General features: G+C 39.1%; 17 protein-coding genes. 4 read left to right on the top strand and 13 right to left on the bottom strand.

Annotated features, from left to right (window positions below):
- Positions 1-2: 2 nt before the first annotated feature.
- On the top strand, positions 3-923 hold the full coding sequence (locus ACFE6N_RS10415; RefSeq protein WP_378936195.1) for a type IX secretion system membrane protein PorP/SprF: 921 nt from the start codon (positions 3-5) through the stop codon (positions 921-923).
- 2,001 nt (positions 924-2,924) lie between these two features.
- Here ACFE6N_RS10415 and ACFE6N_RS10410 read toward each other — a convergent pair.
- The gene (locus ACFE6N_RS10410; protein ID WP_378936193.1) at positions 2,925-4,244 is read right to left on the bottom strand and encodes a hypothetical protein; all 1,320 of its coding nucleotides are present in this window, start codon (positions 4,242-4,244) and stop codon (positions 2,925-2,927) included.
- A gap of 314 nt (positions 4,245-4,558) precedes the next feature.
- Here ACFE6N_RS10410 and ACFE6N_RS10405 point away from each other — a divergent pair, with 314 nt between their 5' ends.
- Positions 4,559-4,804: a helix-turn-helix domain-containing protein gene (locus ACFE6N_RS10405; protein ID WP_378936191.1), complete on the top strand. Its 246-nt coding sequence runs from the start codon at positions 4,559-4,561 to the stop codon at positions 4,802-4,804.
- Positions 4,805-4,941: 137 nt separating this feature from the next.
- On the opposite strand, the gene ACFE6N_RS10400 is transcribed toward ACFE6N_RS10405, so the two are convergent.
- From ACFE6N_RS10400 to ACFE6N_RS10355, 10 genes are all read right to left on the bottom strand, one after another.
- Complete coding sequence (locus ACFE6N_RS10400) at positions 4,942-5,349, bottom strand: protein NO VEIN domain-containing protein (RefSeq protein WP_378936189.1); 408 nt, start codon at positions 5,347-5,349, stop codon at positions 4,942-4,944.
- A 25-nt stretch (positions 5,350-5,374) separates the two neighbouring features.
- Entirely contained in the window at positions 5,375-6,535 is a 1,161-nt protein-coding gene (locus ACFE6N_RS10395) for a PD-(D/E)XK nuclease family protein (RefSeq protein ID WP_378936187.1), read from the bottom strand.
- Between the two features lie 14 nt (positions 6,536-6,549).
- Positions 6,550-8,172 (bottom strand): type I restriction-modification system subunit M, encoded by a 1,623-nt coding sequence (locus ACFE6N_RS10390; RefSeq protein ID WP_378936185.1) that lies wholly within the window; start codon positions 8,170-8,172, stop codon positions 6,550-6,552.
- Between the two features lies 1 nt (position 8,173).
- Positions 8,174-9,307 carry an AAA family ATPase gene (locus ACFE6N_RS10385; RefSeq protein WP_378936183.1) on the bottom strand — a complete coding sequence of 378 codons (1,134 nt, stop codon included), beginning with the start codon at positions 9,305-9,307 and terminating at the stop codon, positions 8,174-8,176.
- A gap of 6 nt (positions 9,308-9,313) precedes the next feature.
- Positions 9,314-10,618 carry a restriction endonuclease subunit S gene (locus ACFE6N_RS10380; protein ID WP_378936181.1) on the bottom strand — a complete coding sequence of 435 codons (1,305 nt, stop codon included), beginning with the start codon at positions 10,616-10,618 and terminating at the stop codon, positions 9,314-9,316.
- The gene (locus ACFE6N_RS10375; protein ID WP_378936179.1) at positions 10,584-11,624 is read right to left on the bottom strand and encodes a YhcG family protein; all 1,041 of its coding nucleotides are present in this window, start codon (positions 11,622-11,624) and stop codon (positions 10,584-10,586) included. Before ACFE6N_RS10375 ends, ACFE6N_RS10380 begins: the two co-directional genes overlap by 35 nt.
- Positions 11,625-11,642: 18 nt before the next feature.
- The gene (locus ACFE6N_RS10370; protein ID WP_378936177.1) at positions 11,643-14,618 is read right to left on the bottom strand and encodes a type I restriction endonuclease subunit R; all 2,976 of its coding nucleotides are present in this window, start codon (positions 14,616-14,618) and stop codon (positions 11,643-11,645) included.
- 765 nt (positions 14,619-15,383) lie between these two features.
- Positions 15,384-16,379 carry a virulence RhuM family protein gene (locus ACFE6N_RS10365; RefSeq protein ID WP_378936175.1) on the bottom strand — a complete coding sequence of 332 codons (996 nt, stop codon included), beginning with the start codon at positions 16,377-16,379 and terminating at the stop codon, positions 15,384-15,386.
- A gap of 294 nt (positions 16,380-16,673) precedes the next feature.
- On the bottom strand, positions 16,674-17,492 hold the full coding sequence (locus ACFE6N_RS10360) for a hypothetical protein (RefSeq protein WP_378936173.1): 819 nt from the start codon (positions 17,490-17,492) through the stop codon (positions 16,674-16,676).
- Positions 17,493-19,623: 2,131 nt separating this feature from the next.
- Positions 19,624-20,631: an LLM class flavin-dependent oxidoreductase gene (locus tag ACFE6N_RS10355; RefSeq protein WP_378936171.1), complete on the bottom strand. Its 1,008-nt coding sequence runs from the start codon at positions 20,629-20,631 to the stop codon at positions 19,624-19,626.
- Positions 20,632-21,072: 441 nt separating this feature from the next.
- On the opposite strand from ACFE6N_RS10355, the gene ACFE6N_RS10350 reads away from it, so the two are divergent.
- Both ACFE6N_RS10350 and ACFE6N_RS10345 read left to right on the top strand, forming a co-directional pair.
- Entirely contained in the window at positions 21,073-21,798 is a 726-nt protein-coding gene (locus tag ACFE6N_RS10350; protein WP_378936169.1) for a LytR/AlgR family response regulator transcription factor, read from the top strand.
- A 236-nt stretch (positions 21,799-22,034) separates the two neighbouring features.
- Positions 22,035-23,174: a sensor histidine kinase gene (locus ACFE6N_RS10345; RefSeq protein WP_378936167.1), complete on the top strand. Its 1,140-nt coding sequence runs from the start codon at positions 22,035-22,037 to the stop codon at positions 23,172-23,174.
- A gap of 246 nt (positions 23,175-23,420) precedes the next feature.
- Here the strand turns inward: ACFE6N_RS10345 and ACFE6N_RS10340 are convergent, their stop codons facing one another.
- A complete protein-coding gene (locus ACFE6N_RS10340) occupies positions 23,421-24,305 on the bottom strand; it encodes a sugar phosphate isomerase/epimerase family protein (protein ID WP_378936165.1) in 885 nt (294 codons plus the stop codon).
- Positions 24,306-24,581: 276 nt separating this feature from the next.
- On the bottom strand, positions 24,582-24,878 hold the full coding sequence (locus tag ACFE6N_RS10335) for a Dabb family protein (protein ID WP_378936163.1): 297 nt from the start codon (positions 24,876-24,878) through the stop codon (positions 24,582-24,584).
- Positions 24,879-24,907 lie beyond the last annotated feature (29 nt).

Genomic DNA, 24,907 nt, shown 5'->3' with positions numbered 1-24,907 from the left:
ACATGAGAGCAATTACCAAAAACATAAAGCAAATGCGTCGCGTAACGTTTCTATTTGCTGCAGGCACATTATTTTTAGGATCTGTACAGGCACAGATCCTTCCGCTCAATGCACAATATTTCCAAAACCGTTACCTGGTTAATCCATCCATGGCAGGCATTAACGAAGGTTTTAACATCAACGGCAGTTTTCGCAAACAATGGTCAAACATTCCGGGCGCACCCATTACCCAAAGCGTAACTTTAGATCAGCAGGTAAACAAGGTAGGTTGGGGCGTAAACATCTACAACGAGAAATCGGGCGGCATACAGCGCACCAAGGCTGTGGGTACCTTTGCTTACCACCTGCCGCTAAACAGCGACGACCAGAAACTAAACTTCGGGATTTCTTTCGGTGCCAGTCAGGATAAACTCGATTTAAACAGCGTAAGGAACAGCGATATTAACGATCCATCCATCGCCCGTTTTAACGACAGGGGTTATTACCTCGATGGCGATTTCGGTATCTCTTATACCTCAAAAGGATTAACCGTTGAGGGTGCCGTGCCCAACATGCGTTCGGTTTTCAGGAAAGATGATTTAAACTATGCCAATAAACCCACCTTTTATTCGGCAGTAGGTTATAAGTTTATGCTGGGCTCGGGCATTAACGGCATCAGCCTGGAACCTAAAGGCGTGTTCAGGGGCATCAAGAATTACGATAATTTATGGGATGCCGGTTTAAACGCCAATTTTGCCAACGATAAGTTATACGTAATGGCCATGTACCACAATACTCAGAATGCTACCGTTGGTTTCGGGATGAATTACAAATCGACCCTGTATTTTATGGCCTACTATAATACGGCTACTTCCGCTATCAGCGGTTATACCGATGGCGATTTCGAAGTCAATATCCGTTTGAATATTAGCAAGAAGCCGTAATGATGTAAAACAGCATTCGTCATCCGATTACTATCAGATCTCGCGCAGGCGGGATCTTAATGCATCGAAACGAAAAGCCGCAGATCGAAAGACCTACGGCTTTTGTCTTTAGAAGAATGACCGTCATTTCGACTGTAGCGCAGCGGAATGGAGAAATCTTTGAACCACGTTATAGCGAGCGCCCTAAACCCCTATCCGCCTATCGGCACCTTTCCCCTGAAAGGGAAAGGACTAAAGAAAATTCTCTTCATAACCACCCCCACCCCTCCTGAATCAGGAGGGGAGTTCCCCTCAGAGTTCACGAGAATCGGTACATGAATGTCATTTCTGCACCACGCTATCTGGCCTCGCAGATTTTCGCCGGAAAAAGCACGGAAATCTTTGCACTTCCTTTCATATCCCCACAGCCCAAGGCAGGATCAAAGCGAGAGCGGTGTAATAAAGCAAGGGCAAAGAGCCTCGATGCTGCCGCTATCAAGATTTCCGTAGGTTTTTACAAGAAAGGATGCAAGCCTTGGGTTTTTGTTTCTTTTGGGCCAAGCCAAAAGAAAGAGCCCCTCGGCGGCGGTAGACCTGTACCGATTTTTCATCGGTAGCCGAGGCAAGCCCGAGCCAGGGAAAAGAAAATAGCGATTGCATTAAGATTCCCGCCTGCGCGGGAATGACGGATTTATTGATGGAACAACGACTATTTACCACCCCCACCCCTCCTAAATCAGGCGGGGAGTTCCCCTCAGAGTTTCATAAGAATCAATACACGAATATTTTTATGCACCATGCTATCTGCACCCTGCTACACGGCCTCGCAGATTTTCGCCGGAAAAAGCACGGAAATCTTTCCACTTCCCCTCATAACCCCACAGCCCAAGGCAGGATCAAAGCGACGGTGTAGCCGTACCGATTTTACATCGGTAGTAGAATAAAGCCAGGCTAAGAGCCTCGATGCTGCCGCTATCAAGATTTCCGTAGCTTTTTACAAGAATGCATAGCAATCTTTTATACCTATAAAAACAATATGATCATATAAAAAACGGATGCAAGCCTTTCAGTTATGCCTTTGTGTTTGTTATTTTCAATGGCAGGCATGCTTTCGCTGCGCTCAGGTTGGTTACCTTTTTATCAAGAAAAAGGTAAGAGCCCCCTCGGCGGCGGTGGACCTGTACCGATTTTTCATCGGTAGCCGAGGCAAGCCCGAGCAATGGGCAAGAAAATAGCAACCGCTTTAAGATTAGCTTAGCTGAGCACTACGTGGTTCCCGCATGCGCGGGAATGACGGATTTATTGATGGAACAACGACTATTTACCACCCCCGCCCCTCCTAAATCAGGAGGGGAGTTCCCCTCATAGTTTCACAATGATCAATACGTGAATATCATTTCCGCACCATGCTATCTGCACCCTGCTACCCGGCCTAGCAGATTTTTTGAGTAACAATCGGTCATCATTTAGACTGTAGCGCAGCGGAATGGAGAAATCTTTGAACCACGTTATAGCGAGCGTCTTAAACCCCTATCCGCCAAACGGCACCTTTCCCCTGAAATGGAAAGGACTAAAGGGAATTCTCTTCATAACCACCCCCACCCCTCCTAAATCAGGAGGGGAGTTCCACTCATAGTTTCATAAGAATCAATACATGAATATTTTTATGCACCTCGCTTTCTGAACCATGCTATCCGGCCTCGCAGATTTTCGCCGGAAAAAGCACGGAAATCTTTTCACTTACCCCTCATAACCCCGCAGCCCAAGGCAGGATCAAAGCGGGAGCAGTGGGACAAGGCAAGGCCTAAGAGCCTCGATGCTGCCGCAATAAAGATTTCCGTAGCTTTTTACAAGAAAAGATGCAAGCCTTGATTTTTGGTTACCTTTTTATCAAGAAAAAGGTAAGAGCCCCTCGGCGGCGGTGAGCCGAGGCAAGCCCGAGCGAAGGGCAAAACCTCCCCAGCCCCTCCTGCAGGAGGGGAGCTGCCACCCATACTTATAAAACCAAAATTAAACACCCCCTTACCCCCTCCTCACCTCATACCACTTCTCCATCCCCTCAACAAACCCCTCAAAAAATTCCCTATAATACCCTTTAATCACCTGCACCTTAAAATTTACCCTGCTAAAAAACCAAACCAGTTTATAATCCATTTCAGCTTCAAGCAAATACCATAAATACGGTTTAGCGCTATCGCAAACCAAAAACAGCCCGGGCTGATCGGTACTCAGATGCAACAACTTCCCTTTCACCTTAAGCTTCAATTCCAGTTCATAATAATCGCCCTCGTCCTTTAACACAAAACTTAAAACAGGCACCTCCATCGCAAATTCAACCATTTTCATATCCCGCATTACCGGTTTGCCGGTAACATTGCGCATGCCATAAGTGTAGAGGTAGTGTGTAAAACGCTGTTGCATCAATAGCGGCAAAGCCTTGTTCCATAACTTTAAAAGCGCCAGCTGGTTAGCCTCATTAAGTGTATGGGTTTCGGCTACCTTTTCGGGCAGGTGGGCGTTAGCGTTAAAGCGGATGGCAGCTATTTCTTTCATGGCGAAGCAAATGCTGTTCAGCTCCTCCTGTTGTGGCGAGAGGCTTATACCCTCCACATCATGCAGATTCAACACAAAGCGTTTAAAAGATTTAACCGTTTTAAGGTAGGCCGTGGCCGCAAAAACATAAGGAATTAAAAAAGGATAATGGTTGCTGTGGAAATTCAGCACATCGGTATTGGCGAAACAATAACCAATGCTAACCGGTGCCAAACGTGCCATAGCCTGTTTATACAATAACCTTTCACGCGGTACCACCACCCGTTCCGTAACATCAGGCAAATCATCACCAGGCCTAAACAAACCGCTAAACTTTTTCTTCAAGATAATAGCGAAACCGCCCGGTTTTTTAACCACATCTACATATCTCGACCGCTTATTGCCCAAAGCAAAACATGCCGGCCAGTAATATTCCTGGAAATCGCAGTAACCATTCCGCATCATGGCGCGCAAAGTAAGGTAAGCATAACGCCCAAGGTAGCTTTCATCCGTATCAACACTGCAGCTCACCAGCAGGCAATCATATTCTACCGCAATGTAAACCCTTGCCTCTTCCCCTTCCAATTTAACATGAACCGTTAACAAACCCTGATCAAAAGAAAGCGATTGTATGGCCAAGGGCTCAGGCTTTTTACTTACGTTAAATGTACTATGCCATCCGATCACTATCGGATCGCTAACGATCTGCTCCAGCACCGCTAACCTTAACACCCTGCTCCCCTTTTCAAAAGGCAGTTGATAAAACCGCGAAAGCGGTTTCCCTGCAATTGTAATGGATTTAGTTTTCATACTCGTATGGTTTTACGAGTCTTGTTGGGGTAAAATATAAAAGTGGGCTTCTACCTACCATAGCTCCTTAAAGTTTCTCAGGCCTTACGTTGATATGGAATTACAGCAGAAACCCACTCTCATTTAGAAATGCTAAAATAGCATAAACTACACAAGAATGGGCTATAAATCTACTGTTTTGCATCAACGGCCTGAGATGTGGAGCTGCAAAACTCTTATTTATAACTCTTTATTAATTAACCAAATATAATAAAACCATCACAAAAGGACAAATAAGTCCTAATATTTTTTCAATAATATTTGGACTTTGCACTGTGGGAAAACAATATCGGGATCAAGAATATTTAGTCAAAATTGGAAAACGCATCGTGGAAATTCGCGATCTTCGAAAAATTACACAAGAGAAGCTGGCAGAGTTAACCGAAATTGATACGAGACAAATAGGTCGTATTGAAAGAGCTGAAACCAACGTGTCTATCAGCAGCCTTAAATTGATTGCTGACAATTTAAAAATATCAGTATCTGATTTACTGGATTTTTCTAAATCAATAGAAAAATAAAAGCTTTTAATATTATATCAAATATATTTCATAACAACAGTAGCAACAACTCAACATATCTGCCAAAGTGAAGATGTTGAAGAATAAATATAAAAATTAAAAAGTATAGCCCGATCGGAATGATTGGGCTTTTACTTTTAAAGCATTCTTACCTCATCTTCCGATACAAAATATACTTGTATACCAAGTTTATCCATAGATTTCTTAATGTACAACATCATTGGCTCATGATTCATAGGGAACGCCATTGCGAATTGAGCATCTTGATGCTCTGGTTTATCCATTGATCGTAGCGTCGTGAACAATGCAACTGCTCCATGAGACCATATTTGTTTACCAGTAAAATACTGACCATAACGCTTGGAATTTTCATGTGCACTAGTTTCTCCTTTAACTTCTACATAAAACCTTTTTCCTTGTGGTGTTAAAGCAGTTATGTCGAAACCTTTTTGCTTGGTATTAAGTGATGTGATTTCTGTAAAGTTATTTTTCTTTAAATAGTTTACAAATAATTCTGTTATGTGATTTTCGGTTAGCATTTTCATAAAAAAATTTTCTTTATTTATTCATTTAATCAATTAAAATCGTTTTTATTGACTTTATTTTTTCAAAAATATATTCTTTCAAAGTACCATCAATAATTCCTAACCACGGTTCCTTATTGTCCCAATTATCCAATGGAGATTCTATATTTTCATAATAAGGCCAACAGTCCGTCTTATGGCCAATATTGTTTACATTAAGTTTATCAAAGTATTCGCTTGCTTTCTCCTTATTTTTATAATCATCAGATTGCCAACGTATACCAAAAATTAGACCGTTAGCCATTCCTTGAAATTCAAAGCCAATACACACATCTTTCCAATCTTTATCCCAGAAAAAAAATCCTGAATATCTCTTACTCCAATTGATACCAAATTCGAACTCTAAACCCAATTCAGTACCTATCTCTTCACATTGTAGTTTAAATTTCCCTAATAACAAATCACAAGCAGCATCCAATGCATTAGCTATTGCCCATGATGATTCCAAATTTTCTTTATCCTTACTAAGTAGTGTTGCAAGTTCGCTATTCATCTTACTATTTGTGTTTTGTCCAGTTAACAGTTTTATGAGATTAATATATTGAGTTATACTTTCTCGTAAAATCGGGAAAGATGCCGCTTCCTTTCTGCATAGCTCCAACCAACTTGAAATATCATCTTTATAGGTGATGACCTGAAAATGTTCAAATTCTTTTAGATGTCCACAACTAAATTCAGATACTCTTCTTGTGTCCAAGCCCAGATATAATAACTTTGCTTTAGGATTATAATGATGATATCTTAATAGCTGATTTTCTTGATCGCCAGCATAAATCTTATTTTCGATTAATATTTCATTACCTCTGGCGTCTTTAATTGCAATATCCAATCTTCCGCCTTTAGTTTTTTCCTCATTTATGAAGCCAATGTGTTGTTCTATGCGAACTTTAGCGGTAGTTATATCAAAATCGAATTCTTCGGCAATAACCTTTGATACAAATAATTCTAAAAATCTGCTCTTCTGAATGTGAGAGCCTAAAGGACTTAATAACTCGGCCAAAAATGCAGAATGAAGTCGAGTTTCTGAAGCTTGCAATTTAAGAATCTTAAAAACATTAAAATCTTCTCCAGTAATTTCAGAAATAGTTCGGTATTTATCTTGGAGAGAATTGACCTGAAGAAGTAGAGAGCGATAATTTGAAATCATTATTTTAATAAAATTTAAATAGATGGCAATCCTAATTCTTTCAAGAACGCATTATGCCTATTCCTGGCATCTGCAATTTTCTTATCAATATCAACCAGTTGCTTGTTCACCTCTGTTAAATCTATAATTTCTTCATCAACAGAGGTACTTACATAACGGGAAATGTTTAAGTTATAACCGTTTTGCGCTATCTCCTCCATTGAAACACGACGAGAGTAGCGGACTTCTTCTAAACGGTTTTTATAGGTCTCTACGATCTTTTGAATATCGTTTGGCTCGTCACCTTCTCCATCGCGCAAGCGGTTTTGTCTTTTCCCTTTTTCAAAATGATCGCTGGCATTGATAAACAGTACATCATCAAATTTCTTGCATTTTTTAAGCACCAAGATACAAACCGGTATTCCTGTAGAAAAAAACAGGTTTGGTGGTAATCCGATTACAGTATCAATATGATTATCTTTTAACAATTTGGTTCGAATACGCTCTTCAGCACCTCCACGGAACAATACCCCATGTGGCAAAATAATTGCCATTGTACCATTACTACTCAAAAAATGAAATCCATGCAGTAAAAATGCAAAATCAGCAGCCGATTTTGGTGCCAATCCATAACTTTTGAAACGAAAGTCTTCGCCCATTACCTCGTTTGGTTCCCAACGATAACTAAAAGGTGGATTAGCCACAATAGCATCAAACTCCATCTTCTTTGCAGGGTTCATTTCGTTTAAAATATCCCAATCGTTAGCTAGCGAATCTCCGTGGTGAATGGCAAATTCAGTATCTTTAACACCGTGCAGAAGCATGTTCATTCGTGCCAGGTTATAGGTTGTAATATTATACTCCTGTCCGTAAATTTTGCCAATGCCAAATGCCCCCAGCTGCCTGCGAACGTTTAAAAGCAAAGAACCCGAACCACAGGCAAAATCAAGTACTTTATCTATCTTTTTCTTTTTACCTAGCGAAGGATCCTGACTATCTAAAGTAACAATTTCAGATAATATCGTTGATAGCTGTTGAGGGGTATAAAACTCACCAGCTTTTTTACCAGAACCTGCTGCAAATTGCCCAATTAAATATTCATAAGCATCACCTAAAACATCGGTATTGGTAGAAAATTTGGCAATACCTTCTGCAATTTTTTGAATAATGGTGCAAAGCCTTTTATTGCGTTCTGTATAGTTTTTACCCAGCTTTTCAGAGTCGAGATTGATTTCGGAGAACAAACCTTGAAAGGTACTTTCAAAAGATTCATTTTCTATATATTTAAAGCCCTGCTGTAAAACAGTAAGTAATTCTCCGTCTTGTTTACGGGCCAATTCTGATATACTCGTCCATAAATGTTGTGGTTCTACAACATAATGCACCTTACGGCGCATTTGCTTTTCAAATTCCAAAACATCTGCAGCATTCTCTTCGTACCACACAGCCAGTGGTGTGCGTTTATCTTCCGAACCTAGTATCGGGTAATCCCCTCCTAACTCTTTCTTGGCTGCTTGCTCATAATTATCGGATAAGTAACGTAAGAAAAGAAAGGAGAGCATATAATCGCGAAAATCATCTGCGTTCATCGAACCACGTAAATCATCTGCTATTGCCCAAAGCGTTTTCCCTAATTGTTGTTGTTCTAATGCGGTCATGTTATAATTTTTGTATGGTACTATCTTTTAATAATTCTGGTAATTCAAATTGATGTTTATCCAAAAAGGCGTCCAATATCCTTTTAAATAATTCTTTGTTATCGTCATTCATATCAACTGGTTCATAAATTGAATGTTTACCATGACTAAGTAGATTTAGCGCTCTTTCAAAAAGAACCTCATCTTCTACATTATAAATACATTTTCCAAAATCGTTGAAGCCAAAAAATGAAGAGGTTTTTTCCAATATACTTCTGAGTATATTAAAATGAAAGGTTTTGATATTTCCTGACACCGTTGCCTCCTTCAGTTCACTCAACAACGCTACATGATGAAAATAAGGTGTATCGGTAGTTTTTCTTAAGCTGTAAGATTGATCGGCCTTTTTATATAAAAAATATTTTTCGTGTGGTTTCTTTTTAATTTCATTGCAAACTACATTGTAAAAAAGAATGTGGTGTGAGGAAACGACAACTTTTATTTTTCCTTCAGCCTGTAACAGCAGTTGTGATAAATCACTGGCTACCGCAATGGCATTATTATCGTCCAAAGAGGAAATAGGATCATCTATATAAAAGTATTTAACCCAATTGTAAGCCTCTGCCCCATCTATAGCCAACTGACAAATGGCTAAAAATACACACCAGATAAACATATTTTCTTCACCGCGTGATACCTTAATACTGTTAACGGTTTCTGTTTTTTCCCGAACTTCTCCCTTTACATTCGTTTTTACACGAACCTCCCGGCTAAAGCTGATTTGCCATTTATCATAATCTATAGAAAAATCAAAATCTGCATAGCGGTTTAGAAAAGGACGAATTCTGTTCTCTAACTCTAACTCCTGAAAGCCACTAAAAAATTTAGATGAAGAATTAATTTTTAGAACCCGTTCCCTGTCGTTTACGATATCATTATCCCAGCTAAATAAATCTTCGGTAAAGGCATTAAAATAGAGGGTATCAGCCTGCTTCAGCTTATTTTTTTTACCCTGCTCCTTAAATTCCATAGATACTCTGGTTTTACCTGTGCCATTATGTGCATAAAGCAAAATGAAATCACAGGTTTTCAGGTCATCTCTGAGCCTTATCACAAGTTCTTTAAGATTTTTATAATTATAAATCTTTTTAGCCATGGATAATTAATTTATGGTTGGAAACAATTGTTGCATCAAGCCTTGTTTATGCAATTTGAGACTTTCAATTTTTTTTGTCTGTTCACTTATCTCACTGTTTAAATAACTTATAAAATTTTCGATTTTTTGTAATTCGTCATCAAGAGGAGGAAAATGAATTTGAAAACTTTTTATTTGCTCAGAACTTATATGTGGAATGCCAGAACTTGTGTTAATTCTGTCAACATAACTATGAAATTTTACTGAATTAACTTGATGAAAAATATATTTAATTAGTGATTCCGAATCAGCTCTAAGTCTTGCAACACGTTGCACTAATAATCCACCTTCATCAGAGGCAGTAACAAGTGCAGTATTTTTTCCAACTTTAGAGCCGTCCATTGCAATTACTAAATCATTTTTTTGAACCCTAAATTTCCCAAGTTTTTCTAAGCTACCTAAAAAATAACGGTCAATTTCAATACTATGCCTAATTCTGCCTTCTGTAACATTTATACCTCTTACCAATCTTGTGCCAGTTACGTTATCCGATATTTCATGACTTTTAAAAGCGTAGCCAGATAACAAATTAATCTTAATGCCTATTGGAGCAAATTCCCAATCCCCACTATTCTTAAACTCAGGAAAACGCAATTTGGGTACTTTCTCTCCTTCAGCAGGAAACAATTGTTGCATTAAACCGCTTTTATGATTTTTTAATGCAGCTAGCTTTTCGTTTTCTGCAGTAATTAAATCATCCAAAGAAGAAAGGCAGTCGGCTATTTTTTGTTGTTCTTCTGGATTTGGTATTGATATACTTAGTTCTCGAATTTGGTCAACTGAGACAACGTTTTTAATTGCACCTCCAGCTGATTGTGATAATAATTTCTCTTGATTTATCGGCAATTCTAATGACAATTTGATAAAATCAATACTTTTATTTTCGTTAACCGACAATTTTAACAAAGCTTGATTTATAATCCCCTTTTTAAAATTTTGTGGAATTTTAGCAAACTTACCCATTGTTCCAGAGCAACTCATTATCAAATCACCGCTAGTAATAGAAAATCTTTTTAATTCTGAAAATTTTTCGTCATTGATATAATATCTAAAGGAACTGAAGTCTTCATATATAGCATGAGACTGCTCATAAACGGCATGACCTTTTTTCACGAAAATATCTTTTTTTAACGCCCCTCCGAAAGGTCCTCTTACTAACTTACAAATTTTACCCAGCGGCTGTTCATACCATCCCTCCTCATTCTCAAATTCAGGAAACCTCAACTTTGGCACCAATTTATTTTCCTTGCTCATTTTCTTCTTCTGATGCATTTATTTCGTTTAATACTAAGGTTTGCAACTCATCTTTAGGCAATAAAAGCTGGTATTCGGCTACGCCTATTGGTTTGTTGATGTCTTGAAGTGCTATTTCTACATCTAAATGGTCTTTATCTGCGCAGAGGATAATCCCAATAGATTGGTTTTCGTTTGCTCTCTTTTCCAATTTATCGAGGAGTGAAAGATAAAGGTTCATTTTCCCCACATATTCGGCTTTAAAACTCCCTATTTTTAACTCAATAGCAACCAATGCCTGTAAGCCTCTATGAAAGAAAAGCATATCTACAAAGTATTCTTTGTTGTTGTATTCCAGCCGGTATTGGTTTCCTATAAATGAAAAACCTTTGCCCAATTCTAATACAAAAGCCCTTATTTTGGCTATCAACCTGTTTTCCAATTCCAGCTCTTTTATTGGCGTGGTAATGCCTAAAAAACCGAGGTTATATGAGCTTTTAAACACTTCATTGGCGTAGTTTGCATGTATTACCGGAAGTGTCTGGTCGAAATTGTTTGATTTTATTTGTTTCTGTATATTGCCATAAGTATCCATTTTTATGGCATTGAGCAATAAATCCCTCGTCCATCCTTTGGATATTGCTTCGTTTGCATAAAAATTAGCTTCTTCGGCTGATTGTATCTTATCAAGCAAAAGCAAGTTATGCCCCCATGGCAAAACTGCTACGCGCTGTAGCAGTTTTGTATCTACCTGATAATAACGCTCATAATAGCGTTTCATATTCCATAAATTACGGGGCGACAAGCCCATATCAGGAAATTCGTTTTTGAGATCGATAGATAACTGCTTCACCACGCCACTACCATAGCCTTCTTCCAGTTGTTTTTCAAAGAGTAATTTTCCCAAATTCCAATAAACAGAGTTTGATGCACTGTTTACTTGCTTTGCAATCAACGTCTGTGCAACCTTGATCTGGCTTATAGCCTGATGTAAAATCTCGCTGTAAGCCGAATCGTTTATGTTTAATTGAGATTTGTTAGTCATTTTTGAATTTGCAATTGATTACTCATAAGCAGATAATCCCGCTATTTCGCCTCCCTTGGCTAATTTTTTCAATTGGGGCATTAAATCTTCCATAATGGCCGATTCCTTTTTGGCCCGATCTTTCCAACCCAACTCTAGTGGCGCCAACAAATCACTTAATTGTTCCGCATCAAATATCATCCGGTCTACCGTGCTTTCCACAAAAGTTTTTAAGGGCTTAACGGCTAAACCGTATTTATGGGCAATAATCGTAAGCTCCTGAGCAGATTTTTCTTCTATAAATCGCTCAAACCCCTCACGTATTTCACTTTCAGACAAGCTTTTCCCAACCTCCAAACTTTTAATATATGCTGCAATATCATCACGGGCATCCATCAGGTTGGCACTTGAGCTCAACAAATCAATAAGTTGCTCTTGCGTCATTTTCTGCTTAGATGGTTTGGCGTTCGTATATTTGGCTATCAAGCCCATAATATAATCGTAATCAACCACAGCAGAGGCAAACAGTACAAATTCAAAATCCAGTTCCTGTACATCCGCATTGGTGTCTTCGCCCCCCTTATCTTGTTTCTCTTTCAGGCGTTTAGCCGTTTCTAAATAAGCGCCCTTAAAAGAACGTAGATCCTCATCTGGCAATAAACTTTCTATTTTTTTCTGCTCGGCTTCTTTTAAATCAGTATATTGATCTAGTTGTGTTTTGTAACGTTGTATTTCCTTAAAATAGGTAATAAATTCGGCACGGGCCATATCGCCTTTTAAGTTGTTCACCTCTTCAGGTTTGGTTACTAAACCACGCGATTGCATAAATTGATTAAGCTTTGTAACCGCTTCTTCATATTTACCAATCACCACAGGTGCTGCATCAACCAGCCAAATTTCTTTGGCCTTGCTGGTGTTTTCTCCAGAAAATAAAGCAATGGCATAATCAACAGCATCCTGCTGGTTACGAAAATCTAAAATATGCCCATAAGGTTTACTCGCATTTAAAATTCTATTGGTCCTTGAAAATGCTTGTATTAAACCGTGGTATTTCAGGTTCTTATCTACATATAATGTATTTAAATATTTAGAATCAAAACCAGTTAATAACATATCTACCACAATGAGAATATCTATTTTATTGGCATGCGGATAATCTGCATTGGTATATTTTTGGTCTTTAATGCGTTGTTGCACATCCTGATAATACTGATCAAACTCTGTAATGGTATGATTGGTACCATATTGTTTGTTATAATCATTAATAATGCTTTTAAGTGCCAGTTTCTTCTCTTCCGGTGCTACTTCGTTATCTGCTTTCTCCTGTAGTAAATCATCTTGTAATTGTTTTACATCCTGATTACCTTCTGCAGGTGGCGAGAAAACGCAAGCAATATTTAATGGATAAAAATCGTCATATAAAGCTGCTTTTTTTAATTGTATATCTTTAAATAGGTTATAGTAGGCAATCGCATCGTTAATAGAAGCTGTGGCCAGCACCGCATTAAACTTGCGTGAATGTGTTGCGGCACTATGCTTATCAGATATGGCTTCTACAATAGCTTGTTTAGTGTAGGTTTTATCCAGCCTATGTTCATATTCTCCCTGACTTTTAAAATAATCAATATGGAAACGCAAAACATTTTCATCCTCTATAGCATGTGTAATGGTATAAGCGTGCAAGCGTTTTTGGAAAACTTCTTCAGTTGTTAAGTATGAAGCTTGCTGCCCATCTATTTTTTTGTAAGTGGCATTATCATCAAAAATAGGTGTCCCTGTAAAACCAAATAATTGCGCATTCGGAAAAAACTCCTTAATGGCTTTATGGTTATCGCCAAACTGCGAACGGTGGCATTCATCAAAGATAAACACCATTCTTTTACCCGCTAAAGGTTTAAGTTGCTCTTTGTAGTTTTTACGGTGACTAGGATCTAATGCCAGGCCTAGTTTTTGTATCGTGGTGACGATCACTTTATCGGCATAACTTTCTGAAAGCATACGCCTAACCAACGTATCTGTATTGGTATTTTCCTCAACGCTACCTTCCTGAAACTTGTTAAATTCTTCCCGGGTTTGTCTGTCCAAATCTTTACGATCTACTACGAACAAACATTTTTCTACATCAGGATTGTCTTTCAACAACGTTGAAGCTTTAAACGAGGTTAAGGTTTTACCACTCCCTGTAGTATGCCAGATATAACCGTTACCACGATTTTGCTGAATGCAATTCACAATGGCTTTAACCGCATAAATCTGGTATGGGCGCATTACCATTAATTTCTGCTCACTTTCTACCAACACCATATACCTGCTGATCATTTCGCCCAAAGTACACTTCGCTAAAAATATCTCAGTAAACTCGTATAAATTGTCAACTTTTGAATTATCTTCTCTCGCCCATTTGTAAACAGGTAGAAATTGTTCATCGGCATTAAAAGCAAAATGTTGATTTTTATTATTGGAGAAGTAGTAGGTATCAGAACGATTGCTCACAATAAACAACTGCATAAAGCACAACAGCGAATTGCTATAGCCATTACCCGGGTCATTTTTATAATCAACAATCTGCTGCATGGCCCTTCTGGGGCTAATCTGCAATGTTTTTAATTCAATCTGTACTACAGGTATCCCATTAATCAATAAAATAACATCATATCGATGGTTGGTATCCTTTGTATTGATCCGTAACTGATTAATTACCTCGTATTCATTTTTACACCAATCTTTAATATCAACCAAAGTATATTGTAGTGGTGTGCCATCTTCACGGATAAAAGTATTTTTTTGACGTAAGTTTTTAGATGCTATAAAAACATCTGGCGTAACAATTTCATCCCGTAATCGCGCAAATTCAGCGTCTGATAGGTTTACACGATTCAATGCGTCAAATTTCCGACGGAAGTTTAATTCCAAAGCATTACGGTCGCGTATATCTGCCCGATACGTATATTTCAAATCGGTTAGTTTTCCAATAAATCCGTACTCAACTTGAGGCTCGTTAACGATCAAAGTCATTTATCTTTTGAGTAATTTAGGCTCGACATAATTTAGCAATAATTGCTTAAATTAAAACCAGCAGGTAGAATATTTAGCTAAATTATTAAAAGAAGCCGAAATATCGTAACCTTATTTCTGGATCGTTCATATTTAAGTAATTACAATTTATAATAAAAAATAATAGGCTCTCTAATTGATAAGCAAAAGGAAGCCGGATAGGTTTTTATTAAAAGTAAAAGGGACAATCATCACTGTTGTCCCTTCCATCATTAACTCGTGTGGCACGGGTTCGCACAATACTTACACCCATTAATCCTCTTATAGGGATGTTTTCTTTTCGCCTCGACAACTGCTGGTGCACAGGAGCTAAATAACCCTAAGTAATCGTAATTCTGCGAAGGATAATATTGGCAATCATCCTTGTGAACCTCATAATCGCCATTGGATTGCTGGTTCAAATTTAATCTGTAACTGGCCATAAATTTTGGTTTAAACTATACATCTCAAATCTCTCCAATTCATAACACCTCTTTTTACGGTTTCCCCCATTCTTTTAAAAAAAATATCCACTACTTTTAGTTTTCAAGTGTTCAATAAGGTTTTTGCCTTAAATTGGTCGCTGATCGGAAATGTCATCTCAGAAAATGATCAGAGAATTTGAACAATTTTTAGGGTAACTTTCTAATACGCGGAATACCCGAACCCAATTGCGCTACCAAATCTAAATGCTAACTTCCCAACCATTCCAAACCACAATCTTTACAGGCATTGTATTTCTTCAGCTTAATTTCCATTGTTTTTCTTTTTAAGCTGTTTAGTGCTTTGTTCTAAATGCTGCACAAAATCTTGTTCTACTTTAGAAAGTTCGTTTTTCAGGCTTTCTTTATAATTGATATATTCTTCTTTAGCTTTGTTTAAGGCTTGTTGATGGCTAACCGTACCGGCATGAGTTAAAATATCATTACCTGTCATTTGTAAAAAGTCATCAACCCGTTGCAGCCAGTCTTGCATGTACATGGGTTTGCGGTTTAAGGCTTGTAATTCGGCCACCTCTAAATAGGCAGTGACCATGCGGTTCAATACATTAAGTTCTTGCTCATTTAAATAATTTTTGGCTATAGCAATTTCTTGTTCGGTAGGCTGTGCGCCCTTAAAGTTAGTTAAACCTAAAAAAGGTTTTGCAGCATCAATTCTACTATAAACCACTTCTGCAGCGGTTTGTCCATGTGCTGCCCAATGCATTTTGTTTTGTATGGTTTTAAAAAAAGTTTGCGAGGTTTCGGTATTTGGGTCGTAATCTACACTGGTGGCATATACATCTAATACTTTGCGCCAAAATACTTTTTCTGATGATCGGATGTCTCTAATCCGAGCCAATAACTCATCAAAGTAATCGCCACCCCCTGCTTGTTTCAGCAGTTCATCGTTCATGGTAAAGCCCTTTACCAAATATTCCCGTAACCGGGCTGTTGCCCATTGCCTAAATTTGGTACCCTGCAAGCTTTTTACGCGGTAACCAACAGAAATAATTACATCAAGGTTGTAGTAGTTAAACGGTTTTTGCTGAAATTCGGAATTTCCGAATTTCTGCATGGTGGTGCTTTCTTCCAACTCTTTTTCTTCATAAACGTTTTTAATGTGTTCGTTTATGGTCGATTTTGCCTTTCCGAAAAGTAAGGCCATTTGATCTTGCGTAAGCCAAACGGTTTCGTTTTCTAAACGGGTTTGTATTTTAGTTTGCCCATCTTCAGATTGGTATAAAATTAATTCAGAATTCATATTAAGCAAGGTTTAAAATTTCACGGTACTATACCTGCGGATGTTAATTCGCCACCACCTGCGTCACCAGTAAATAAACTAATCCATTATGTACAGAGGCTTGCGGGTTCCGTAATTCATTGTATGATTTTAAGGCCACAAATTAGCGTTTTTTGAACGATTAAACTAAACACCACCGATAAAACAAGAGTCAAATTTGATAGTTTTTTTAAATATACTATACGGTTTCACGTACCCTAAACAAGGGTAATTAAACTATCTTTAATTAAAACCCGTGATTAAATAACAGCAAACTCACTCTTCCTCCACCTTCCAGCTTAACTTATCTCCCTGCTCCATTACCTCGCTTTCCACTTGAGGTTGCGCCACAAAATTGACGATTAGACCATCTTTTACGTGCAGGGCGTGAATAATTTTAGCCGCATTATAACGTCGGTCGGTATAGCGCGCGCTGCCGGAAAAAAAAGAAATGCCCATGGCAAAAATCAACGCTTTATTACCCTGGTGATCGAGCTTTAAGGCTAAGCTTGTTTTCGGAAAATGGGTTTGATGTAAAGGGATCACCAGATCATTTACTTCCATCATTTCGTAGCCGCCGTTATCATCCAGGTCGAAATGGAAGCCCATGAGCTGCAAACGGGCTTCAGTTGCCTTAGGACGTGGTTTCAGGAGGCTTTTTGTTTTGCCCCCAGGCAGCATCAGTTTTACTGATCCACCGGGTTCGATGCGCAAATCGGCTTCGCGAAGCCATAACTGATCAAGGGATTTGCAACTGTTAAATTCGAAACCCTTAAGCAGGGCGATGTTACCATCCATCAACCTTTTATTTCCGGCGTGTTCGGCAGGGATGGTTTTAAAGATTTCGATAAAACGTTTGTTCAGGCGGTTGACAAGATCGCCATAGGCATAAAGTTTAATTAGTGGGGCAAATGCTTTACGGATGTAAGCGGCATTTCTGCTGGCGCTGCCAAAATCGCGACTGCTTTTTTTGCTCGCTTCGGTTTGCTGTTTGCTGGCCGCTTTTTGTCTGACCACATCTTTATTTCCGCGTTTGTAAAAAACAAGATCGCCGAGTTGTCCGTTGATTTTAATAATTCCATTCTGGTTAGCCATAATTTTAGTATATTAGGTTAAACAAAAGGGATGATCACTCAATTTAATCAATCTGATTTAAAAATCCCAAAAAAAATATTCTAAAGTCCACCTTCACCCCACATCTATCCCACGTTTACCCCACCTTCCGGCCAGGTTTGCTTATCCCCTGCTGTACACTAACTTGCCTACTGCTTCGGACTTGCTTTAGTTGAAACAGCGCCAAGTTGAAGGTCAGCGATAGCAAAGATTTGTATCGCTTTCGGTTGGCGGGTCAACATGAACTAAATAAAAGGTAAGGAGAAACTTATTTTAGGGTTATTTCGGTCTATAGCTGCGTGGGAACATGCCGGTAAAGTGGGCGAACCTTCCCGCACCCTCCTGAAGGAGGAGGTGTTACTCATCGTTTTGACGCAAGTTCAAAGATCTCTCCACTGCGGTCGAGATAACGGATTTTTCGCGATAAAGGCATTAAAAAATCCTGCACTCAAGGATGACGGAAAAACAATGAGGCAAACCAACAAAAGGCGAGCAGAATAAATTTTGTTTCCTAACCACCCCCACCCCTCCTGAATCAGGAGGGGAGTTCCCCTCAGAGTTTCAAAGTAATCAATACATAAATATTTTATGCCCCTAGCTATCTGCACCCTGCTGCCCGGCCTCGCAGATTTCCGCCGGAAAAAGCACGGAAAGCTTTGCAGTTCCTTTTTAATAGCAGGCCATGCTTTCGCTGCGCTCAGGTTTGTTTCTTTTTCATCAAGAAACCTGCGAAGCAAGCTTAAAGACAGATAAAAACATATACAAACACTGAAAAAAGTAAAAGCCCTTCGGTGGCTAACCGAGGCAAGACACAGGGCAAAGAATGTACTATTAACCTAACTTAAAAGATTTCTCCGCTACGGTCGAAATGACGGATTTTTCACGATAACCTGCAATCAAAAGATCCTTCGTACCTACCATTGACGTTATTTTGAAAATCATTAATAATCAACACTTTAACTGCTTTTGCATTTCCATCCAGCTAGGCCATAGCACGGTATCCCCGTTCTACCTAAATCCGGCCTAACAAATTTTTCGGGCTGCACTGCCCAAGCCAACCTACTAGCTTCGAAAGAAAAATTTTCAGCCGGTGTTTTTTGTTTCTTTTTGACACCAAAAAGAAAGAGCCCTTCGGCGGCGGCGAGCCGAGGCAAGACTGCGCCGTAGGATAAGAGAAGACAATTATACGTCACTCATATTGATTTTAAACAATTAATTAACCCTCAGGATGACAGCAAAATGGGAAGTCCATCCGTACCATGCGATCTGCACCCTGCCACCCGGCCTGGCAGATTTCCGCCGGAAAAAGCACGGAAATCTGTGCAGTTCCCCTCATACCTCACAGCCCAAGGCAGGATCAAAGCGACGGTGTAGCCGTACCGATTTTACATCGGTAGTGGAACAAAGCCAGGGCTAAGAGCCTCGATGCTGCCGCCATCAAGATTTCCGTAGCTTTTTACAAGGAATTGCGTAGCAATCTTTTATACCGATAAAAACAACATGATCTGATAAAAAACGATGCAAGCCTTTCAGTTATGCCTTTTCTGTTGTTGTTTTTTAGGGCAGGCATGCTTTCGCTGCGCTCAGGTTTGTTACTTTTTCATCAAGAAACCTGCGAAGCAAGATTAAAGACAGATAAAAACATAAACAACCACTGAAAAAAGTAAAAGCCCTTCGGTGGCTAACCGAGGCAAGCCCAACTAGTGGAACGGACTAGAAGAGGATTCCATTAATAACCACCCCCACCCCTCCTGAATCAGGAGGGGAGTTCCCCTCAGAGTTTCAAAGTAATTGATCCATGGATAATGTTTATACTCCATGCTGTATGCGCCCTGCCACCCGGCCTCGCAGATTTTCTTGTTAATAACCGGTCTTGATTCCGACTGGAACGCAATGAAAAGGAGAAATGTTTGAGCGATCTTAAAAGATCTCTCCACTGCGGTCGAGATGACGGATTTTTCGCGATAAAGGCATTAAAAAATCTTGCACTCAAGGATGACGGAAAAACAATGAGACAAGCCAACAAAAGGCGAGCAGAATAAATTCTGTTTCATAACCACCCCCACCCCTCCTAAATCAGCCAGGGGTTCCCCTCATCGTTTCAAATATTACCTTAACCTTTAAACAAACCTGCAAAAATTTCATTCGAACGCAACTTTGCCTGATGATCGTAAATATGCGAGGTACTCATGATCTCGTTTACACCATACTTTGCTACAAAAGCTGTTAAATTTTCCTGAATGGTTTTGGCGCTGCCAATAAAAGAGTAGTATAACATCTGCTCAACCGCTTCCTTTTCCATACGGTCCCAATACATATTGATATCATCAACCGCTGGTTTGAGCATTTCTCTTTTACCGGTAATTACACCAAGAAACATCCTCTTTACCGAACTCGATAAACGTTCTGCCTCCTCATCGGTATCTGCAGCAACCACATTTACACAAGCCATTACATAAGGCTCGCTCAAAAACGGTGACGGTTTAAAATTATTCTTGTAAATGGAAACGGCCTGTTCGAAATACGTTGGGGCAAAATGGCTGGCAAAAGCATACGGAAGTCCTTTTTCTGCTGCCAAACGGGCACTATCGGTACTTGAACCCAAAATCCATATCGGAATATCCAATCCTTCGCCAGGTATGGCCCTTACCCCCGCCCGGTTATTGCCGGCAGAAAAGAATTGCTGTAATTTTTCAATATCCCTGGGGAAACTATGAACGGCATTAAAATTTTCGCCACGGATGGCCATTGCCGTAACCTGATCGGTGCCAGGCGCCCTGCCCAAACCGAGGTCAATGCGGTGAGGATATAGCGAAGCCAGTGTTCCAAATTGTTCGGCCACTATTAAAGGCGCGTGGTTAGGCAGCATAATGCCTCCGGAGCCTACCCGTATGCGGGTGGTATTACCCGCAATATAACCAATCAATACCACCGGGGCCGAACTGGCCACGCCGGCCATATTATGGTGTTCGGCAAACCAGTAACGTGTATAGCCCAAAGCTTCAGACTGTTTTGCTAAATCTAAACTGGTTTTAAAAGTATCTGAAGGAGTAGAACCATCTAAAACGGTTGCAAGATCGAGAACGGAATAAGGTATATTTTTCAATAAGTGATCAGCCATAAACTAAAAAAGATAAATCTGTATTGCAAAAATATCCTTAATAAAACCAAGTCTGCCTTAAATGAATACTTATGACGCTTAGCCAACACAACCCGCAATACCACAAGAGGATCTGATGCAAAAAACAAAAAAACTGAATCAGACATTACCCGTTACAGCACTGTAGGAGTTTGTATATTCTGGTAACAAAACAGATGAGCAGGCGCTCTTAAGTTGATTAAACTTATTATATTGATAGCAAATCAATTAGATGCTGTAAACGCCCTTATTGTAGCGTATTTTATGGATTATGGCTGTTGCCCGCATCAATCGAACTTAATTGACAAATATTTTAGTTAAATTAATAAACAAGGGAGAAACTTTAAATTATTGCGTACAGATAGTACGTTTTTCGTTACAAAAAGGCGTAATTTCGTTATAAGAGAACCAGATATTTTGAAGATGATTAAGTGCATAGCCATAGATGACCAGTACAGTTCCTTAGCAGGGCTACAAAAATATATAGAAGATACACCAAACATGCGGCTAGTGCAGCAATTTACAGATCCCATTACTGCTTTAAGAGAGTTAGCCAGCTCAGAAACAGTTGATGTTATTTTTATGGATGTGGAAATGCCCCAGATTTCAGGCCTCGAACTGGCCAAAGCCATACGCTTCAGAACCAGAAAACTCATCTTTACCACTTCTCATCAGCAATATGCTTTTGATGCTTTTGAGGCTGCAGGAGATGCTTATTTGCTAAAACCATATAGCTATGCTAAATTTGCAACAACCATTACCAGGCTTTTTGGGCATGAAATGACGGGCGGAGCAAATGAAGACTATTTTTTGGTTAAAAATAAGGAAGAAGAACACCGTGCGGTAATGGTGAAATATGAGGATATTATTGCTTTTGAAAGCTTTCACAATTACATTAAACTACATACCGTAACTAAAGTAATTATTGCTTACTTAAGCTTAAAAGATGTTCGCGAACAGCTTAGCATTAAAAAAGGTTTTATACAGTTACACCGGGGTTATATTGTGGCTATTGATAAAATTTTGCATATAGACGGCAATCGGATTACCATGAACAACCACATTAGCTTTACCGTTGGAGACATTTATCACCATGAATTTAAAAGTTTTATTTCCGAAAGGTTAATTATCAGCAGCCGCAAGAAATGACGGCTACTGATGAAAACGTTTATTGATTTTAATTTAGACCAGTAAGCGTAGTAAACGTTGTAGTAGTGGGTTCAGAACTGGATGTTGGTTTATTGATGTTTCTGCACAGTTTTTTTTTAAATACAAAAAGTGTTCTTTTAGCTAGTTTTTGAGTTTTCATAATTGTTTTTTTTCGAAAACTAGCGGCGGGTACACCCTATAACTTTAGTTGTTACACAAATAGTAGATATGCCTTTATGAATAGATTAAAACGGAGCGTGACTATGCTGCAAAAATGGCTGCATACTTATCGTATACACATCATTGTTTGGACAGCATTTATCTTTTGGGAGACTGTGATGGTGATTTACTTTCTTGGCCAGTTAGGTACATTTGGTAACTATGCTATTCACTATACCCTTAATATCACTTTATTTTATACCTATGCCCTACTGCTGGATAAAGCAACCACATTTCCTAATGGTGCATTATGGAAAGTTCCGGTAGTTGTGGTGTCAACCATTTTGATTTATTTAGGCACAGTTACCGGCGTAGACATTTTGCTAAATACCTACACCAATATTTTGCCCGGAGAACTGCCGAGTCTTAAGGTTAGAATAAGCAAGGTACTTTATAGAGGGTCATTTTTTCTTCTTTTTTCTACAGGTTATTATTTCTTAAAACGGTTTATTAAAGAAAAAACCGAAAAATCCCGGATCGAGAAACAGCGTTTTCAGATGCTTCTTGAAAAAGAGAAAATGGAAAAGGAATTGGCCATGTCTAAAAACGCATTTATGAAAGCACAGATTAACCCGCATTTGCTTTTTAACACGTTTGAATTTGTACACCAAAAGCTGAGCACCTACTCTCCGGAGGATGCGAAAGTAATGCTCTACCTTTCTGATATGATGCGTTTTGCTGCCAATACTCAACATAATGAAGGTTTTGTATATTTAAGTGAAGAAATTTCACAATGCGAAAACCTGATTGGTTTGCATCATATTACACAGGGAGCAATTTATATTGAAATGGCCAGCGGACCTGATCTTGATGAAATTAAGCTGATTCCACTGGTTTTGCTCACCATTCTGGAAAATATGTTTAAACATGGAAACCTAAGCGATGTAGAAAATAAGGCCAGTATAGCTGTTTATACTATTGAGGGTAAACTACACATCGAAAGCCGTAATTTACCCAGGTTGGTAAAAAGTAAAGTAGGCTTTGGCTCCGGTATGGATAATATCCGTAACCGTTTAAACTATGCCTACCATCAGGATGCCGAAATCACTGCCGGAATTGATGAAGAAGGTTTTTATCAGGTAAACATCAGTATTTCTTTATCAGCACTAAACATGGCCCCTAAACTTATGAAAGCTGAACAGGCTATCACCGTTTAATTATTTAAGAGTTTCTTAAATACAATTAAGTGCCATATCAAACTGGCAAGGAAAACTAACTATCGATGCTAAATAGCCTGGTAACTGGAGCTTTCATTCTTCTGGTGAAGCTGCTTTACAAAAATCTGGTTCAACATTAGGGTTTTAAACTTTAACACAGTCCAGGCGCTGGCTTCCTTGAGTTGTTTAATCTGCATTGCACCGTATGTACATCAGGCAGCTGAAAGAAAAAATCTGGTTCAATCATCAAGGTTTAGGCGCTGTATATACGGCTGCAATCTGTGCTGAAAGATATGTAAAGGCAAGTGGTATTTCAGCAGCTGCATTTTTGATGTTGCCTTCAATAAAAATAAATCCTTTATATTTTATATGGTGCAAAGCCCTTAAATAAGGTTTAAAATCATCGCCCATTACACCAGGCAGCGACCTTTTTTCTTTTTCAGCAACTTCTGCAAATCCAATCCATTTACCGGCCTTGATAATTTCATCAGGAGCCTCGCCCTCGCGCATCATATGAAATATATCAGCATTTAATCTGAAATTTGGGTGGTTAACTTTCCTTACCACCTCAGCTGCCGATTTTAATGAGGTAATGAAGTTTGTTTCGGTAGTTTCCAGGTTTTCTAATAAGATTGTAACCTCATATCTGCCTGCAATTTGGGCCAGCTTTTTACATAAACCAATAAAATCTGTTTTTGCCTTCGCCATATTGTAATCAGCAGGAATACTCCTGGCGCCCGAGCTTCCTAAAACAATAAACTTAACCCCTGCCCGCCCGGCTCTTGAAAGCACCGTTTCGGTATATCTTAAAACTTTCGTTTCATCTACATCAGGTCCGGCAATTTTGATATTTGATGGAAAGAAAAGATTACAGCTTAACACTTTACATTTCGCTGCCTTGATTTTTTCGAGATTAGCATTGAACTGCTCATCAGTTAACTGAGGCGAAAGCATTTTCGGAACTGATTCGCCGATCATTTTAAAACCTGAAGCATAAGCTAAACTATCCTGTGCTAAACCAGATACGATACCTAAACGGGGATAATCTTGCTTATCCGGCATGAAACCACAGCATATGGTAAAAATCAGGCCGGTTAAAAAAATAGGATAACTGGATTTTATACTTCTCATATTATTCAGAACATGGGTTAGAAAAAACCTGGCTTTTTTTGAGTTTTTGGAACACATTTTAAAGCCTGGCGATTAAATTGCAGTAGGCAAATACGATACAGATCTTATTGATATGTTGCCCTGAGGGTGAAAAAGCCATAACATCCATAAATCATCGCCATTAATTTATGAAAGTGCCGTTTTAATATTTTAACGGCACTTCGGTTACTTGCCTTGAGCGGTAAACCCGACAGATTAGTTTTATATCTAACCTATGGTACAGCCCCGACGGGGGGTCTATGCTGCGTCGTAAATTACAACCTTCTCAAAGTAGATCCTGAACTCATCCAGGAAAGCTTTATGCAATGGATGAACCTGGTAAACATCATGTGCTGCCAGGTCTTCAAATAATATAAGCAGGCTGAAGGTGTAAGTGGTATCTACAACAGCACGCTCAATGGGTGCCGGTACACCGACATGAAAAGTTTTTACTACTTCAATATTTTCCAATGTTTGTAAGCTGTTGCGAAAAGCAACTTTCTGCTCATCGGTGGTATCGGCTTTTAGCCAGAATAAAACGTGGTGTGCGATCATCTTTAAATTTTTCACCAAATATAAAGGAA

The sequence above is a fragment of the Pedobacter sp. BG31 genome (assembly GCF_042464845.1).
GTDB lineage: Bacteria > Bacteroidota > Bacteroidia > Sphingobacteriales > Sphingobacteriaceae > Pedobacter > Pedobacter suwonensis.
The sequence above is the reverse complement of the archived record's forward strand: the minus strand, read 5'-3'. Positions and strand labels throughout refer to the sequence as shown.

Coding starts and splice junctions, on each gene's coding strand:
- ACFE6N_RS10350 (WP_378936169.1), top strand. CDS start 21,073: ATGATTAAGTGCATAGCCATAGATGACCAGTACAGTTCCTTAGCAGGG.
- ACFE6N_RS10355 (WP_378936171.1), bottom strand. CDS start 20,631: ATGGCTGATCACTTATTGAAAAATATACCTTATTCCGTTCTCGATCTT.
- ACFE6N_RS10400 (WP_378936189.1), bottom strand. CDS start 5,349: ATGAAAATGCTAACCGAAAATCACATAACAGAATTATTTGTAAACTAT.
- ACFE6N_RS10395 (WP_378936187.1), bottom strand. CDS start 6,535: ATGATTTCAAATTATCGCTCTCTACTTCTTCAGGTCAATTCTCTCCAA.
- ACFE6N_RS10370 (WP_378936177.1), bottom strand. CDS start 14,618: ATGACTTTGATCGTTAACGAGCCTCAAGTTGAGTACGGATTTATTGGA.
- ACFE6N_RS10360 (WP_378936173.1), bottom strand. CDS start 17,492: ATGGCTAACCAGAATGGAATTATTAAAATCAACGGACAACTCGGCGAT.
- ACFE6N_RS10380 (WP_378936181.1), bottom strand. CDS start 10,618: ATGCATCAGAAGAAGAAAATGAGCAAGGAAAATAAATTGGTGCCAAAG.
- ACFE6N_RS10335 (WP_378936163.1), bottom strand. CDS start 24,878: ATGATCGCACACCACGTTTTATTCTGGCTAAAAGCCGATACCACCGAT.
- ACFE6N_RS10345 (WP_378936167.1), top strand. CDS start 22,035: ATGAATAGATTAAAACGGAGCGTGACTATGCTGCAAAAATGGCTGCAT.
- ACFE6N_RS10385 (WP_378936183.1), bottom strand. CDS start 9,307: ATGGCTAAAAAGATTTATAATTATAAAAATCTTAAAGAACTTGTGATA.
- ACFE6N_RS10390 (WP_378936185.1), bottom strand. CDS start 8,172: ATGACCGCATTAGAACAACAACAATTAGGGAAAACGCTTTGGGCAATA.
- ACFE6N_RS10340 (WP_378936165.1), bottom strand. CDS start 24,305: ATGAGAAGTATAAAATCCAGTTATCCTATTTTTTTAACCGGCCTGATT.
- ACFE6N_RS10375 (WP_378936179.1), bottom strand. CDS start 11,624: ATGACTAACAAATCTCAATTAAACATAAACGATTCGGCTTACAGCGAG.
- ACFE6N_RS10415 (WP_378936195.1), top strand. CDS start 3: ATGAGAGCAATTACCAAAAACATAAAGCAAATGCGTCGCGTAACGTTT.
- ACFE6N_RS10365 (WP_378936175.1), bottom strand. CDS start 16,379: ATGAATTCTGAATTAATTTTATACCAATCTGAAGATGGGCAAACTAAA.
- ACFE6N_RS10410 (WP_378936193.1), bottom strand. CDS start 4,244: ATGAAAACTAAATCCATTACAATTGCAGGGAAACCGCTTTCGCGGTTT.